This window comes from Micromonospora cabrerizensis, from assembly GCF_022230955.1.
Classification (GTDB): Bacteria; Actinomycetota; Actinomycetes; order Mycobacteriales; family Micromonosporaceae; genus Micromonospora; species Micromonospora cabrerizensis.
Genome location: NZ_JAKKFI010000054.1, coordinates 84,251 through 98,701 on the forward strand (window position 1 = coordinate 84,251; position 14,451 = coordinate 98,701).

Sequence of the window (14,451 nt, forward strand, 5' to 3'; positions counted from 1 at the left end):
ACAACGATGCCCGGACGTACCGTCGCCAAGCTGGCCACCGTGAGTGCCGTCGTCGCCGCCTCGGTGCTGGCCGTGGCACCCACCGCCCACGCCGACCTGGTTACCCACTGCATCGGCACCGGTGGTGCGGTGACTGTGCCCAACGACCTGTACGTGCCAGCGGGCGAGTCCTGCGCACTCACCGGCACCACGATCACCGGCAACGTCACCGTCGCCGCCGGCGGCAACCTGGTGGTGACCGGTGGGCGGGTCAGCGGCGAGGTACGCGTCTCCGCGGACGGTTACCTCGACGCCACCGACACCACAGTCGACGGCCAGGTGGTGCTCGCCGCCGGTGGCTACGGCATCTTCCTCTCCAACGCCCAGACCGGCACCGTGACCGTGCGGCCCAAGGGCAGCGCGACCATCGACAGCTTCCTGTTCGCCGAGGAGTCGACAGTCGCCGGGAACGTCACGGTCGGCGCCGGTGAGGTCCGGCTCGACCGGGGCACCCAGGTGCAGCGCAATCTCAGCAGCACCGGCACCTACTACACCGACCTGCACGACTCGTTCGTCGACGGCACGCTGTCGGTGCTCAACAGCGCCACCGGCAGTGTCGTGTGCGGCAGCGCGGTGCGCGGCAGGGCCACCTTCGCCGGCAACCTGGGCGGCGTGCAGGTCGGCCCGAACGGCACGCTCGACAGCTGCGCCTCCGGTGGCTACTGGGGCGGGGACGTCAGCATCACCAGCACCACCGGTGGCGTCACCGTCGACGACAACATCATCAACGGTCAGCTGACGGTTACCGGCAACAACCCGGCGGCCCAGGTGGCCGCCAACAACCGGATCCGTGGCGGCGTGACCGGCGACCAGGCGGCCACGACCACCAACCGGGCAGCCCGGGTGGCCACCGCGGACCGGGTGGACGCCGCTGACCAGCGGGCCGAGGTCCGTCGGACCTCGGCGGTGCAGGAGGCTGCAGAGGCGGGCGCGGCGAAACTCTAGACGGTTGGACCCTGACCGGTCTGGGGCTGCGGCGTGGCCCTCGGCCGTTGGTGACCGTCGGTCACCTCCGTCGGGGCGGATGCGGTAGTAGGCGGTATACCTCAGAGGCATAAATATGCCTCTGAGGTATACCGCTCAACAAGACATCACGAGGGCACGGCGCACAGCGGGGTCGCGCTCGTGCAGCGGCCGGTCACCCCGAACGGGGGTGACCGGCCGCTGCCGTGGTGCCGCGTCGGCCCTAGAAGTTACCGGCCGAGTTGCACTTCACGCCCTGGTCGAGGCAGTTGCGCACCCGTGCGGCCAGTGCCTCGTCCTTCCACGCGTTGAAGAAGTCCGCGTGCATGGAGAACGACGTGCCGGACGCGAGGGTGATGCCGTCCGTGTTCGCGCTCAACGGGTACGAGATCACGAACGACACCGAGGGGACCGGCACCGGGTGGCTCTTCGGGCAGGCCCCGGTGTGGTCACCGTTGGCCATGTGCGCCTTGTGGTCCGGGCTGTCCAGGTGCTTGCCGTCCCAGCAGTCCGGGAAGGTGATCTGCCGGACGATGTTCGCGGTCTTGGCGCAGACCGGGAAGGTCTTGTCGGCGCTGCGGCCGATCTCGCCGCCGATGCCGGCGCACCAGAAGTGGTTGCCCTGCTTGTCCGGGGTGTCGACCTGGTTCTTCGCGTTCCCGGTGATCATGCGCAGGCCGAACGGGAACGGCTGGGTCCTGCTCGGGTCCTTCAGCCGGGAACCGTAGTAGACCGTCACCTCCGTCGGGTCCACGACCTTGCCGTTCTGGTACATCGTCGGCACCCAGTAGGCGGACTGGTCGTCCGGCGAGTTGCAGGTGGTGGCCTTCGACGCCCGCAGCGATTCGGCGGTCGAGTTGGCGTCGGTCGACCGGTTGCCCCAGAACGTGTGGTTGTGTGAGCCGCCGACCAGCTTGGGCAGCACGATCGGGTCGTCGCTGTTGTGGTGGCTGGTCTTGCAGCCGACGTTGAACTCGGGGACCTTGACCGGGTTGCCGGTCACCGGCTTGGGCTTGCGCGCGAAGAACGCCTTCGTCGCCGCTGCCTGCGCGGCGGCGTCGATGGTGATCCAGCCCCCGGACGCGGTGGGCGGGGCGGTGCTGGTCGACGGGGTGGCCGGCTTGCCCGGGGTGGACGGCGTCGCGGACGTGCCCGGGGCGCTCGGCGTGGCCGACGGGTCGGCCCCGGCGGTGCCCGTCGGCGCCTCAGGGCCGGACGAGCCGATGCCGGTGTCGGCGGATGGGCCGGACGCGCCGGGAGTGCCCGGAGCCTCCTTGCATCCGCCGGCGAACGCCAGGCCCACCACCAGCAGGGCGGTGACGGAACGACGGTGTAGAGGGGTGGATCGCAGATTTATCAAGGGGGGCGCACCTTTCTTCCGAGAACGAAGAGTACGAGTCGCCCACCTCTTGGTTCACAACTGCAACGATTAATTCTCCCTTAAATATCGCTCAGCAGTTGCCTTGATCTCAATTCCTAAATTTTTTTCAAAAAACTGTAATCGGCGACTGTGGCGCGACTCCACTCTCTTCAGTGGCCTGCCGAGCGAGGCGCCGCGACGTCTCGCTGGCTGGACAGCCCGTCCACCGGTGGCCCGGGTTCCGGACGGGACATGCCACCGCGGCGACGAACGGCTCCTCCCACGTTTGCCTCGTGATTCAGCGAAACAGCGCAGGGCGCGTGCCGGCGCGGAGAGAATTGCGGCTACGCAAAAAACGAGAGCCGGGGGACGTTCGATGGGGTTACGAAGGCGAATGGCGCTCGTGGTGGTGACCGTCGCGGCGGCACCCCTGGCCGTCGGCGGCTGCACCGCCGAGCGGGAGCCCGCCGCCCGGCCCGCCGTGCGTGAGGTGGCAGCGCCGGAGCTGACCCTCACGCCCGCCGACCGATCCCGGAACGTGCCGGTCAGCGCCGAGGTCGCGGCGCTCGTCAGAGGCGGGACGATCACCGCCGTGCGCATCGCCGACGACAAGGGCACGCCGGTCAGGGCGGTGCCACGGGAGGACGGCTCGACCTGGGTGCCGAGCGTCCCGTTGCAACCGCAGCGCACCTACACGGCCGAGGTGACCGCCACCGGCGACTCCGGCCGGACCACCACCGGCACGACGACCTTCACCACCATGCCGGCGTCGACGAAACCGCAGGTGACCAGCACGCTGTATTTCGCCGACAAACGGACCTACGGCACGGCCATGCCGGTCACCCTCGCATTCGATCCGCCCATTTCCAGAGCGGACCGTGCTGATGTGCAACGTCGCTTGTTCGTCACCACGAGCCCACCGCAGCCGGGTGTCTGGTCCTGGTTGGACGACGGCAGTCAGGTCTACTACCGAGCCCCGGACTTCTGGCGGCCGGGCACGACCATCAGCGTCCGGGCCGGCTTGCAGGGTCTGCCGATCGGCCGGAACCGGGTCGGAGACGTCGACCGCACCGCGACGTCCAGGATCGGGCGGCAGGTGGCGATCGAGGTCGACAACGCCACCAAGCAGATGCGTGTCCTGCGCGACGGCAAGCTGATCCGCAGGATCCCGGTCAGCCTCGGCAAGCCGAGCACACCGACCTCCAGCGGCAAGATGGTGATCATGGAGAAGCACCAGCGCACGACCTTCGACACCCGCGGTGAGCCGAACGGTGGTTACGTGGTGAACGTCCAGGACGCGCAGCGGCTGACCTGGGGCGGCGAGTTCATCCACGGAGCGCCCTGGTCGGTGTCGGATCAGGGACACCGCAACGTGTCGCACGGCTGCACCAACGTCTCCGCGGCCGCCGCCGACTGGCTGATGGGCGTCACCCAGGTCGGTGATCTGGTCACCTTCACCGGCACCGAGGTCCGGCTGCAACCGGGCAACGGCTGGACGGCCTGGAACACCAGTTGGGAGCAGTTCGTCCAGGGCAGCGCCCTGCCGATACCCGCAAGTCTTCGACCGGCGCCGCACGCGGACACGGTCAGCGGCGGCTCGCCGACGCCGGGCCCCTCCGCCTCCGGCGGCTGACCCGCCAGGGTCCCGACCGGCTCAACGCGCTTGTCTCACGTCCCTACCCTCCGGGGCATGACGTACGAGCCGATGATGGTTCCCAGCCCGAAGCCCAACCGCACGACTCGTACCGTCCTGATCGTCGTCGCCGTGCTGCTGACGGTGTGCTGCGTGGTCGGCGTCTGCGGCGGGTTCTGGTTCTACCGCAGCGTCAAGGACGCCGTCGAACCGGCCCGGACGGCGACGGCGGCGTACATCGACGACGTGCGGGCCGGCAACTACCCTGGCGCGTACGCGCGGTTGTGCGGGGAGTTGCGCGAGACCATGACGCAGGCCGATTTCGCCCGGATCCAGGCAGCCCAGTTGACGATCGGCAGTTACGAGATCGTCGGTGTGTACGTCAACAACTCCAACGGGCGGGTCACCGGGACCGCGACGGTCGAGATGGTCCAGCAGGCCACCGGTGCGCGGATGACGCAGACCATGTTCCTGGTCAAGGAGGACGGCGAGTGGCGCGTCTGCCAGTGAGCGGCGCGACGACCCGGCCGCGGGGCGGGACGCGTCGTGCTGGAGCCGGCCCTCCGGGTCGGGCTGAAGTGACCTGCCATCGGCCCGCCGAGTCGGTCAGGCCGGGGCGAGTTCCGGAACGCCGTAGTGCTGGTCGAGGACCTGCATGGCGGCGCCCGCGGCGATGACGTCCGCGCCGAGGCTGGACAGGGCCACCTTCGTGGTGAGCCAGTCCGCGCGTCGGGCGTCGGCCTGGACGGCCTCGACGACCGCCGCGAGATAGGCCTGCGGGTTCCGGAGGAGATCCGCGCCCGCCAGCACCACGTGGGCGAGGTCGAGTGTCTGGAGCAGGTTGACCACGCCCACCGCCACGACGCGGGCGGCCCGGTCGATGTCTCCGGCGTCGGCGGCCTGGTTGTGCACGATCTCCAGGCATCCGTGGCGACCGCAGACGCAGCGGGGCCCGTTCAGGTCGACGACCGTGTGGCCGAATTCGCCCGCGTTGGTGTGCGCGCCCCGGTGTGCCGTGCCGCCCAGCCAGAAGCCGCCACCGATGCCGGACTCGATCATGATGAGTGCCGCGTCGCCGAACGTGGCCCCGTGCCGCCAGGCCTCGGCCGTGATCCCCGCGGTGACGTCCTTGTCGAGGTGGACGGGCAGGCCGAGGTGTTTCTCGGCGATCTCGCGCAGCGGTACGTCGTGCCAGTGCCGCAGGCCGTGGGCGTCCCGGACCAGGCCGTGGGCGTGGTCCAGTGGGCCGATCATGCCGATGCCCACCCCGGTGAGCCGGCCCCGGACGTCGCTGCTGCTCGTCATCGCGTCGATGCCGACAGCCAGGGCGTCGAGGAGTTGCTCCGGGGTGAAGTCGCCGGGTAGGGGGCTGACCGCCGAGTGGTGCACGGTGCCGGCCAGGTCGACCAGGACCAGCCGCAGGGTGCGCCGGGCCACGTGCGCGCCGATCGCGTACCGGCTGTCGGGGACGAGTTCGTAGACGACCGCGGGTTTGCCGATGCCCGTACGACGCACTCCGGCGGGACGGATCAGGCCGTCGGCGGTCAGGCGGGCGACGACCTTGGAGACCGCCTGCGGTGTCAGGCCGGTGGCCTCGACCACGGTCGAGCGCTCGAACGTCCGCGCGGTGCGCCCCAGTGCCATGACCCGGGCCTGATTGTAGCCACGCAGGAACCTCACGTCCGCCGTGATGCGAGTCATCTCACCACCCTATTACGCAACGCTGTTGCTAAATTTTCTCGGTGATCGAGTTGAGCAGAGGTCGACGGGTGGCGGCGTTGGTCGCGCTGGCACTGGGTGGCGTCGCGATCGGCCTGACCGAGTTCGCGGCGATGGGCCTGCTGCCCGACATCGCGCGCGGCCTGCTCCCGCAGGAGTACGCCCGGTCGTCCTCGGACGCCGTCGCTCGCGCCGGCTGGACGATCACCGCCTACGCCCTCGGCGTGGTCGTGGGCGCGCCCCTGATCGCCGCGCTGAGTGCCCGCCTGCCCCGCAAGAAGCTCGTGCTCGGGCTGCTGGCGCTCTTCGCCGTCGGCACGGTCGCCTCCGCGGTCGCCCCCACCTTCGACCTGGTGCTGGTGGCCCGGTTCGCGGCGGCGTTGCCGCACGGCGCGTACTTCGGAGCGGCCGGCCTGCTCGCGGCGACCCTGATGGGCCCCGGCAACGAGGCCCGCGGCTTCGCCATCGTGCTCAGCGGCCTGACCGTGAGCAACGTGGTCGGCGTACCCCTCATCACGCGGCTCGGGCAGGTGGCCGACTGGCGCGTCGCGTACCTGGTCATCGCCGGTGTCTTCCTGCTCACGCTGCTGGCGGTGCTGGCGGTCGTGCCGGAGGTCACCGCGGCGGTCGACGGCTCGCCGGCCGCCCAGCTCAGGGCCCTGCGGACCTCGCAGGTCTGGCTCGTCGCCGCGACGGGGGCGGTCGGGTTCGCCGGGTTCTTCGCGGTCAACACCTACATCGCCCCCGTCACCACCGACGTGGCCGGCCTCTCGACCACGACGGTGCCGTGGGTCCTGGTCGCGGTGGGGCTCGGCATGACCGTGGGAAACGCTCTGGGTGGCTGGTTCGCCGACCGCGACCTGAAGCGGAGCATGATCATCGGCTTCGTCGCGATGACCGTGAGCATCGCCGCGTTCAGCCTCGTCGCGTCGACCCGCGTCGGCCTGTTCGTCGGCGCGTTCCTGGTCGGCGCCACCAGCCTCTATCTCGGGCCGGTCCTCCAGGCACGCCTGATTACGGTCGCCCCCCGAGCGCAGATGATGGGCGCGGCGCTCAACCAGTCCGCCATGAACATCGCGAACAGTCTGGGCGCGGCCCTGGGCAGCGTCGCCATCGCCGCCGGGCTCGGTTACCTCGCGCCGGCCCGGGTGGGCGTCGTCCTGGCCATCGTCGGGCTGGCCCTGGGGATGATCAGTTTCGCCGTCGGACGCCGTACGCGTGAGCGGGTCCCGGCCACCGTCGGGAGCTGACGGGGCCGGGCCGCCCGCGGTCGGGGTCAGAAGTCGTCGACGCTGACCGTCACGCGATGGGCACTCGATCTCCAGTTCGGCAGGTTGATCACGTCGTACCCGCCGCCGCGTTGACCCACGGTGATCCGCACCAGGCCGAGGTGCGCCGGTGTTGACGGGATGAACAGGTCCACGCCCGTGATGAAGGTCTGGCTGAAGAACTCCGGCAGGGGCGCGGTCAGATCGGTCACGCCGTCGCTGGCGTCGTCGAACGCGAAGATCGCGATCGTCCGCTTGGTCCGTGGCGTGTTCGCCGCGTTCAGGACGTCCCTGCCGTTGATCCAGAGGTGGTCGCCGGCTTCGCCCTGGTCGCCCCACCACTCCTTCTGGCGTTGGATCGTCAGCGCCGTGTGCCGGTCGCTGGTGTCCACCAGCGCGCCCAGCCCCTCGCCCGGCACGCTGGTCGCCAGTCGGACGAACGAGTCCGAGCGGAGGAACGGCTGGGAGTAGAAGTGGTGCGTCGGCGCGCCGGGGCGCACGATCGCGAACTCGTAGCGGGCCGTGGCGAGCACCGGGACGGGACCGAACGCGCCGTCGCCACTCAGGGGCAGCCGATGTGTGGGTCGGTCGGACAGTCGACCGCCGGTCAGGGAGTTGACCGGGTAGACCTCCAGGGTCGCGTCGGTGACGCCGACGTTGCTCGGGAAGAGCACCGCGCGACCGGAGACCCGGGCCGTGCCGAAGAGCTGCGGCACGATCCGCGTCGTGTGTGGCACGCGACCCTGGAGGAATCGGAAGATCTCGCCGAACGACTCCGGTGACGACACGGTCTGCGTGTGGGACTGGTCGGGGAGGTGGACGTTCGTGGCACCGACCACGGCACGGGCCGGGTCGCCCTCACCCCAGATGGCGAGCGTGGGCACACCGCCCGGCGGGGACGTCGCGGTGCGCCCGTCCAGGTTGACGTAGTGCGCGACCCGGGCGGCACGCGCCGGTGAGCTGTTGAGGTAACCCTGCATGACGAAGGTGCCCAGGGAGTGCGCGAGCAGGTCGACCCGGTCCGCGCCGGTCGTCGCCAGCAGGCGGGAGATCCGCGTGTCGAGCCCCGCGTACACCTGGGGCAGGATCGTCGCGATGTTCGGTGAGTCGTACTCGTGGGCCTCGATGATGTCGATCGGGTAGCCGTTGCTGGCGAGACGTTTGGCCTGGGTCTGGAACTGCGAGGCCGACCCGGCGCTGCCGTGCACGAAGATCACTGGGCGGTACGTCGGCGTGGCGGCGGCGTGGGCGGCGCGCGGTACGGGGGCGACGGACAGGCCGGCGGCGAGCGCGACCCCGGCCACCATGGAGAGCAGTCTCCGGTGAGACATCTGCATTGGACCTCCACCGTGAGGGACGAAGTATTTGCACTGCGAGCGCAAGTATCGTGTCAGGGTGAGGCGTGCGGGTCTACACCCTCGGCTCAGCCGACCTCTCTGGCCAGCAGATCGCCGACGGCGGCGCGGACCGGGTCCGGGTTCGCCCAGCTCCAGTTGGGATGCGCGCGGTTGGTGAGCAGGGCCAGGACGAGTCTGCGGCCCGGGTCGACCAGGAGCGAGGGGCCGGCGAAGCCGGTGTGGCCGAACGTCCGGGCCGAGGCGAGCCCGCCCATGAACCAGCTCTGGTTGAGCACGACCCCGAGACCGTGGGCGGCGGTCCGGTTGGGCCGCTCCGGGTCCACGGCGGGCTTCCCGGCGTTCTGGTTGGTGAGCATCCGGCGCACGGTCGCCGCCGCGAGGATGCGCCTGCCCTGGTGGGTGCCCCCGTCGAGGAGCATCTGACCGATCGCCGCCAGGTCGGTGGCGGTGGCGAAGATGCCGGCGTGACCGGCCACACCGCCGAGGTGGTTGGCGACGTCGTCGTGCACGGTGCCCCGCAGCAGACCCCGCGACGAGCGGGCGTCGGTGGCGACGAGGCGGCTGGCCTTCGCGCTGCCCGACAGCCAGGTGTTCGGGTTGAAGCCGGTGTCGCGCAGGCCGAGCGGGCCGGTGAGGCCGCTCTTGAGCGCCTGGTCGAGACGCTGGCCAGTGACCTTCTCCACGATCCTGCCGGCGATCATCAGCCCGACGCTGGAATAGCGGAACGTCCTGCCGGGCACGGCGCCGGAGACCAGCCCGGTGGTGAGCACGGCGTTCCAGCGGGCCGCGTTGTCGGCGAGCCCGGTGACCTTGGCGCCGACGGGCAGGCCGCTGGTGTGGGCGAGCAGCATCTCGACGGTGACCCGCTCGGTGCCCGCCCCGGTGAAGCCGGGCAGGTAGTCGCGGACCGGTGCGCCCAGGTCGACGCGTCCCCTGTCGACCTGCTGCAACAGCAGGATGGCCGTGTACACCTTCGTGACCGAGGCGAGGTCGAAGACGGAATCGGGGCGCATCTCGACGCGCTGGCCCGCCGCGAGCAGTTTGGGCCCCGCGCCGTAGCGCAGCGCCTCCCCGACCGCGGTGTGCACAGTCGTTTTACCATCCACCAGAACGACGGCGACCGCGCCGGGAAAACCCTTGTGCTGCACGGTCTGCGCGGTGGCGGGCAGATGCCGCCGGAGCAGCGCGGTCACGTCCTGCGCGTAGCGGGCCTGGCCGGCTGCGGCAGTGCCGCTCGGGGACGCGGTGGCGCTCGGTGAGCCCGACGGCGGCGTGGTGGTGCCGGCCGAGCCGAAACCCACCCTGTTGCCGGCGGCGTCGGTCGCGGTCACCGCGTCACCGGGACCGGCCACACCCGCATCCGGCGGGCCACCGTCGCCGCAACCCGCGAGGGCGGAGGTGGCAGCGGCCAGACCGGCCCCCAGCAGAGTGCGACGCGCGACGGGCATGCCGGAGATCGTGACAGTCGACACGGACGCGCGCCAACCGGGCCGCCCGAACGGCGACGGCGTCCATCCCATCGGCCAACAAGTGGTCACCTGCCGGACACGTTCGGTCGACGTCCGACGGGTTGTGCGACGATCGGCGAGCGTCACGCCGATCGACCGTCCACCGGTCCGCCCGTGCACCGAACGCTGGCGGGCACGGGGAGGGCACCACACCTCGTACCCCTTGGAGAGCACGATGTCCCTCTCCCCATCCCGGGTCTTCGCAGAGCTGAACACGGCTCGACCCCCTGACCAGCCCAACCCGATGATGGGTACGGCCGTCGTGGTCGGTGGCAGCGTCGCCGGCCTGCTGGCCGCCCGGGTGCTGTCCGATCACGCCGACAGCGTCGTCATCATCGACCGGGACGACCCCCAGGTGGCCGGCGCGCGGCCCGGCGTACCCCAGGGGACGCAGCTGCACGCGCTGCTGCCCGGCGGTCTCCTCCAGCTGGAGCGCCTGTTTCCGGGATTCCGCGAGGCGGCCCTGGCGCGCGGGGCGGTCGAAGCGCCACCGGAGGCCCGCCGCAACTACCTCGACGGCCGTCCGAAGGTCGTCGTTCCCGACGACGCCGACACCCTGGCGGGCAGCCGGCCGCTGCTGGAGGGGCTGATCCGCGAGCAGGTGCTCCGGCTGCCCAACGTCAAGACGGTCACCGCCCGAGCCGCCGGCCTCGTGTTCGACGGCACCGCGGTCACCGGGGTCCGCTGCGACGTCGGTGGGGTCGCCGGCGTCGAGCGGGCCGAACTCGTGGTGGACGCCATGGGGCGGTCGAGCAGACTCTCGGACTGGCTGGAGCAGGCCGGCTGGGACCGCCCGGTCACCCGGCGGATGACCGTGCACCTCAACTACGCGACGGCCGTGTTCCGACGCCCGGACGTCACCCCTCCCTCGACGGTCGTGCTGGCGCTGAACACGTCGAAGACGGAGGTGGACGTGGCCGGGGCCGCGTTCTTCGCCATCGAGGACGGCCGGTGGATGGCCATGATGGCCGGTTACGGCAACGACCGCCCCGGGCGTACCCCGGAGGACTTCGTCCGCCGCCTGCGCGAGCAGTTCCCACCCGAGTTCGGCGAGGTCGCCGACCAGGAGATGCTCGGCGACGTCCAGACCTACCACCACGCCGACAGCCGGCGACGGGACTTCCACGCCCTGAAGCGGTTTCCGGCCGGCCTCATCAGCGTCGGCGACGCCGTCGCGTCGTTCAACCCGGTGTACGGGCAGGGGATGACGTCGGCGGCCCTGCACGCGGCCTGCCTGTCGACGTATCTGCGGTCCGACCCGGATCTGCGGGCGCCCGCACACCACTTCCTCGCGCTGCAACGGGTCGTGGTCGACGCCGCCTGGTCGATCTCGACCTCCGCCGACCTGGGGTTGCCCCACGTCGACGGGCCCTACCCGCGCGGCTACCGGATCTCCAGCTGGGCGAGCCGGCAGATCATCGCCGCGACCGTCACGGACGTGACCACGGCGCGCCGGTTCAACGACGTCGTTTCCATGCGCGAGCACCCGAGCGCGCTGGCCCGGCCCGGTGTGCTCCTCGGCGCGCTGCGCGCCAACCGGCGCGCGCACTGACGCCCCCGCCCAGGAGGTGACGACCCGGCGGCCTCGTACGAGGCCGCCGGGTCCGATCATCTAGCGGTTGAGCTTGCGCAGGACGTCGACGACGAACCGGTGGTCGTCGAGCTGCGGTAGCCCGGAGACCCCCACCCAGCCCACCACACCGGTGCCCCGGACGCGCAGCGGCACCGCGCCACCGGCCGCCGCGTACCGCGAGGCCGGCAGGCCGAACCTCTCGGCCAGCGTCACCTGCTTGTCCTGACACAACCGGGCCATGTACAGCGACGAGTGCTCGAACCGCATCACGACCCGACCCTTGCGGCGCAGCCACGCGTCGTTGTCGGCCGTCGACCCGGGCAGGCCACAGTGGAACAGCTGACGCCCGGCCCGCCACACCCCGACCGACACCGGCAGGCCCTGCTCGGTCGCGGCGGTGACGGCGAGCATCCCCAGCTCGTACGCGTCCGTCTCGGACAGGCCCGCGAGTTCCAACTCGCTCTCCTCGCGCAGCAGCTCGTCCAGCGTCGGCCACGGCTCACGGTCAGCTGACATGTTTCTTCTCCTCGTCACACGGGGTGGGTCACCAGGCGCAGGGCGCGTAGTCCTTCAGGAAACAGCCGTACAGGTCCTCGCCCAGCTCGCCGCGGACGATCGGGTCGTACACCCGGGCCGCGCCGTCGACCAGGTCCAGTGGGGCGTGGAAGCCCTCGTCGGCCAGTCGCATCTTCGTCGGGTGGGGGCGTTCGTCGGTGATCCAGCCGGTGTCGACGCTGGTCATCAGGATGCCGTCGGTCAGCATCTCCTCGGCGCTGGTGCGGGTCAGCATGTTCAGCGCGGCCTTGGCCATGTTGGTGTGCGGGTGCCCCGGCCCCTTGTAGCCCCGGCCGAACTGGCCCTCCATCGCCGACACGTTCACCACGTACTTGCGGCGCGCCGACGCGGCGGCCATCACCGGGCGCAGCCGGCTGACCAGCACGAACGGCGCGGTGACGTTGCACAGTTGCACTTCGAGCAGCTCGACCGGGTCCACCTCCTGCACCCGCTGGACCCAGCTGTTGACCGAGTCGAGGTCCGGGACGAGGCCACCGGCGTCGATGGCCGTGGACGCCGCGATGCGCTCCGGCGAGGCGGAACCGCTGGTGAGCGCCAGTGCGGTGAGCGCGTGCGGGGTGAGAGCAGTCGACTGCGGCGCGGCGGTCAGGCTGCCCACCGGGCCGCCCTGGCCGTCCGGCTTGGCGAACGTGATCAGCTCCGGCAGTGGGCCGTCCGGCAGGGCCGCGGCCTCCGCGGCGACGAGCTGCGCGTACGCCCCGGGGGAGCGGCGGACGGTCTGCGCCGCGTTGTTGATCAGGATGTCGAGGGGGCCCTGGCTGCTGACCGAGTCGGCGAGGGCGATCACCTGGGCGGGGTCGCGCAGGTCGATCCCGACGATGCGCAGGCGGTGCAGCCAGTCCCCGCTGTCGGGCATCGCGGCGAACCGGCGGACCGCGTCGTGCGGGAACCGCGTGGTCACCGTCGTGTGGGCGCCGTCGCGCAGCAGCCGCAGCGCGATGTACATGCCGATCTTGGCCCGGCCGCCGGTGAGCAGGGCGCGTCGGCCGGTCAGGTCGGTACGGGCGTCGCGGCGCTCCCGGTTGAGCGCGGCGCAGGACGGGCAGAGCTGGTGGTAGAAGGCGTCCACCTCGCGGTAGCGCTGCTTGCAGACATAGCAGCCGCGCGGGTTGTGCAGGAAGCCCGCCGTCTCGCCCGCGACGGAGGTCGCCAGCGGGATGCCCTGCGTCTCGTCGTCGATGCGCCCGGGAGCGCCGGTGGCGGTGGCCTCCGTCACCGCCCGGTCGGCCGCGAGGATGGCGTCGCGCCGTTCCTCACGTCGCCTCTGCTTGATCACCTTGTAGAGCCGCGCGGTGGCCCGCTGCACCCGCACCACGTCGGGATGGTCGGAGGGCAGCGCCTCCAACGCCTCGAAGACGCTGAGGCAGGCCTCCAGCCGGCTTCGGTCAATACCGTCTTGACCGTTTTCGGTAATGTTGTCCACCGTCATGCGTCGTTGTCTCGTCCCGTTTCCTGTGCCGGATCCAACCGGCTCGCCCCAAGTCCGATCCGAAACTGTACGCACCGCGCGGCCCGACACGCACCTCGCTGTCAGTCGGCGTCGGCGTGACCGAGGCGCCAGTAGCCCATGAAGGCCACCGCCCGCCGGTCCAGACCCCGCTCGGCGACCAGGTGCCGGCGCAGCGCGCGGATGACACCGGCCTCCCCGGCCAGCCACGCGTACAACGGTGCCGTGGCCACCTCCTCGGGTACCTCCCAGAGGATCTCGGTGTCCACGTCCACGTCTCCGACGGGCTGCGTGGTCGCCGACGCGCCGGGCACCAGCAGGTCGTCGACCGCGGCGGCGACGGCGGGAACCAGCCGGCTGCCGTACCCGTCGACGCCCCGGGGCATCCAGCGGACCTCGACGCCGGGGGGAGCCACCAGCGGCAGCACGTCGTCGGCGTCGGGCACCTCCAGCAGCACCACACCCCGGGTGTCGAGGGGAAGGCGCTCGCAGATGCTGCCGATCGCCGGCACCGCGGTCTCGTCCCCGGCCAGCAGCAGGCAGCTACCGGTCGACGGCCGGAACTCGACGCCGCCGTGGTTCCCGTCGTAGCCGGAGTCCGGCCCGACGATGGCGATCTGGTCGCCGGCGCTCACCCGACGAGCCCAGCGGGTCGCCGGGCCGCCGTCACCGTGCAGCACCAGGTCGACGTCGACCTCGGCGAGGTGCGGTCGGACCGCCCGGACGGTGTAGGTACGGATCGGGTTGCGCCGGTGCTCGGGCAGCGCCCGCCACCGCGGATACCAGTCCGCGCCCTCCGGAAGATCCACCCCGCGCTGGTCGGGCAGCGGCAGCGCCAGCTTGATGCGCTGGTCGTAACCGTTGTCGGCGAAGCGGTCGAGGTCCGCCCCGGTGAAGGTCACCCGGACGAAGGACGGGCTGAGTCGGCGTACCGCACGGACGGTGACGGTGAACACGCGCCACGGGGCGATGGGCAGGGTTTCGGTCATGGGTGCCTCTCCGGGTTG

The 14,451-nt window shown here is 71.2% G+C and carries 12 protein-coding genes; 5 read left to right on the plus strand and 7 right to left on the minus strand.

What is annotated here, in order from left to right; all coding sequences use genetic code 11:
* Window positions 1–6 precede the first annotated feature (6 nt).
* Window positions 7–984, plus strand: coding sequence for a hypothetical protein (locus LADH09A_RS11220; RefSeq protein WP_238644822.1), 978 nt, complete (start codon window positions 7–9; stop codon window positions 982–984).
* Window positions 985–1,225: 241 nt separating this feature from the next.
* Here the strand turns inward: LADH09A_RS11220 and LADH09A_RS11225 are convergent, their stop codons facing one another.
* On the minus strand, window positions 1,226–2,362 hold the full coding sequence (locus tag LADH09A_RS11225; RefSeq protein ID WP_238644823.1) for a DUF1996 domain-containing protein: 1,137 nt from the start codon (window positions 2,360–2,362) through the stop codon (window positions 1,226–1,228).
* A gap of 394 nt (window positions 2,363–2,756) precedes the next feature.
* Between LADH09A_RS11225 and LADH09A_RS11230 the strand changes: the two genes are divergently transcribed.
* Window positions 2,757–3,995, plus strand: coding sequence for a L,D-transpeptidase (locus LADH09A_RS11230; RefSeq protein WP_238644824.1), 1,239 nt, complete (start codon window positions 2,757–2,759; stop codon window positions 3,993–3,995).
* A 57-nt stretch (window positions 3,996–4,052) separates the two neighbouring features.
* A complete protein-coding gene (locus LADH09A_RS11235) occupies window positions 4,053–4,505 on the plus strand; it encodes an Rv0361 family membrane protein (RefSeq protein ID WP_238644825.1) in 453 nt (150 codons plus the stop codon).
* 96 nt (window positions 4,506–4,601) lie between these two features.
* Here LADH09A_RS11235 and LADH09A_RS11240 read toward each other — a convergent pair whose 3' ends face one another.
* Window positions 4,602–5,696, minus strand: a complete 1,095-nt coding sequence (locus LADH09A_RS11240; RefSeq protein WP_238644826.1) for an ROK family transcriptional regulator — start codon at window positions 5,694–5,696, stop codon at window positions 4,602–4,604.
* 41 nt (window positions 5,697–5,737) lie between these two features.
* Here LADH09A_RS11240 and LADH09A_RS11245 point away from each other — a divergent pair, with 41 nt between their 5' ends.
* Window positions 5,738–6,964 carry an MFS transporter gene (locus tag LADH09A_RS11245; RefSeq protein WP_238644827.1) on the plus strand — a complete coding sequence of 409 codons (1,227 nt, stop codon included), beginning with the start codon at window positions 5,738–5,740 and terminating at the stop codon, window positions 6,962–6,964.
* 26 nt (window positions 6,965–6,990) lie between these two features.
* Here LADH09A_RS11245 and LADH09A_RS11250 read toward each other — a convergent pair whose 3' ends face one another.
* Both LADH09A_RS11250 and LADH09A_RS11255 read right to left on the minus strand, forming a co-directional pair.
* The gene (locus tag LADH09A_RS11250) at window positions 6,991–8,313 is read right to left on the minus strand and encodes an alpha/beta hydrolase (RefSeq protein WP_238644828.1); all 1,323 of its coding nucleotides are present in this window, start codon (window positions 8,311–8,313) and stop codon (window positions 6,991–6,993) included.
* 92 nt (window positions 8,314–8,405) lie between these two features.
* Window positions 8,406–9,788: a serine hydrolase domain-containing protein gene (locus LADH09A_RS11255; RefSeq protein ID WP_238644829.1), complete on the minus strand. Its 1,383-nt coding sequence runs from the start codon at window positions 9,786–9,788 to the stop codon at window positions 8,406–8,408.
* Window positions 9,789–10,023: 235 nt separating this feature from the next.
* Here LADH09A_RS11255 and LADH09A_RS11260 point away from each other — a divergent pair, with 235 nt between their 5' ends.
* Window positions 10,024–11,400, plus strand: coding sequence for an FAD-dependent oxidoreductase (locus LADH09A_RS11260; RefSeq protein ID WP_238644830.1), 1,377 nt, complete (start codon window positions 10,024–10,026; stop codon window positions 11,398–11,400).
* Window positions 11,401–11,460: 60 nt separating this feature from the next.
* Here the strand turns inward: LADH09A_RS11260 and LADH09A_RS11265 are convergent, their stop codons facing one another.
* The 3 genes from LADH09A_RS11265 to LADH09A_RS11275 form a co-directional block, all read right to left on the minus strand.
* A complete protein-coding gene (locus LADH09A_RS11265) occupies window positions 11,461–11,937 on the minus strand; it encodes a heme-degrading domain-containing protein (RefSeq protein WP_238644831.1) in 477 nt (158 codons plus the stop codon).
* A gap of 28 nt (window positions 11,938–11,965) precedes the next feature.
* Complete coding sequence (locus LADH09A_RS11270) at window positions 11,966–13,426, minus strand: SDR family NAD(P)-dependent oxidoreductase (protein ID WP_238644832.1); 1,461 nt, start codon at window positions 13,424–13,426, stop codon at window positions 11,966–11,968.
* Between the two features lie 101 nt (window positions 13,427–13,527).
* Entirely contained in the window at window positions 13,528–14,433 is a 906-nt protein-coding gene (locus LADH09A_RS11275) for a siderophore-interacting protein (RefSeq protein WP_238644833.1), read from the minus strand.
* Between the last annotated feature and the right edge of the window lie 18 nt (window positions 14,434–14,451).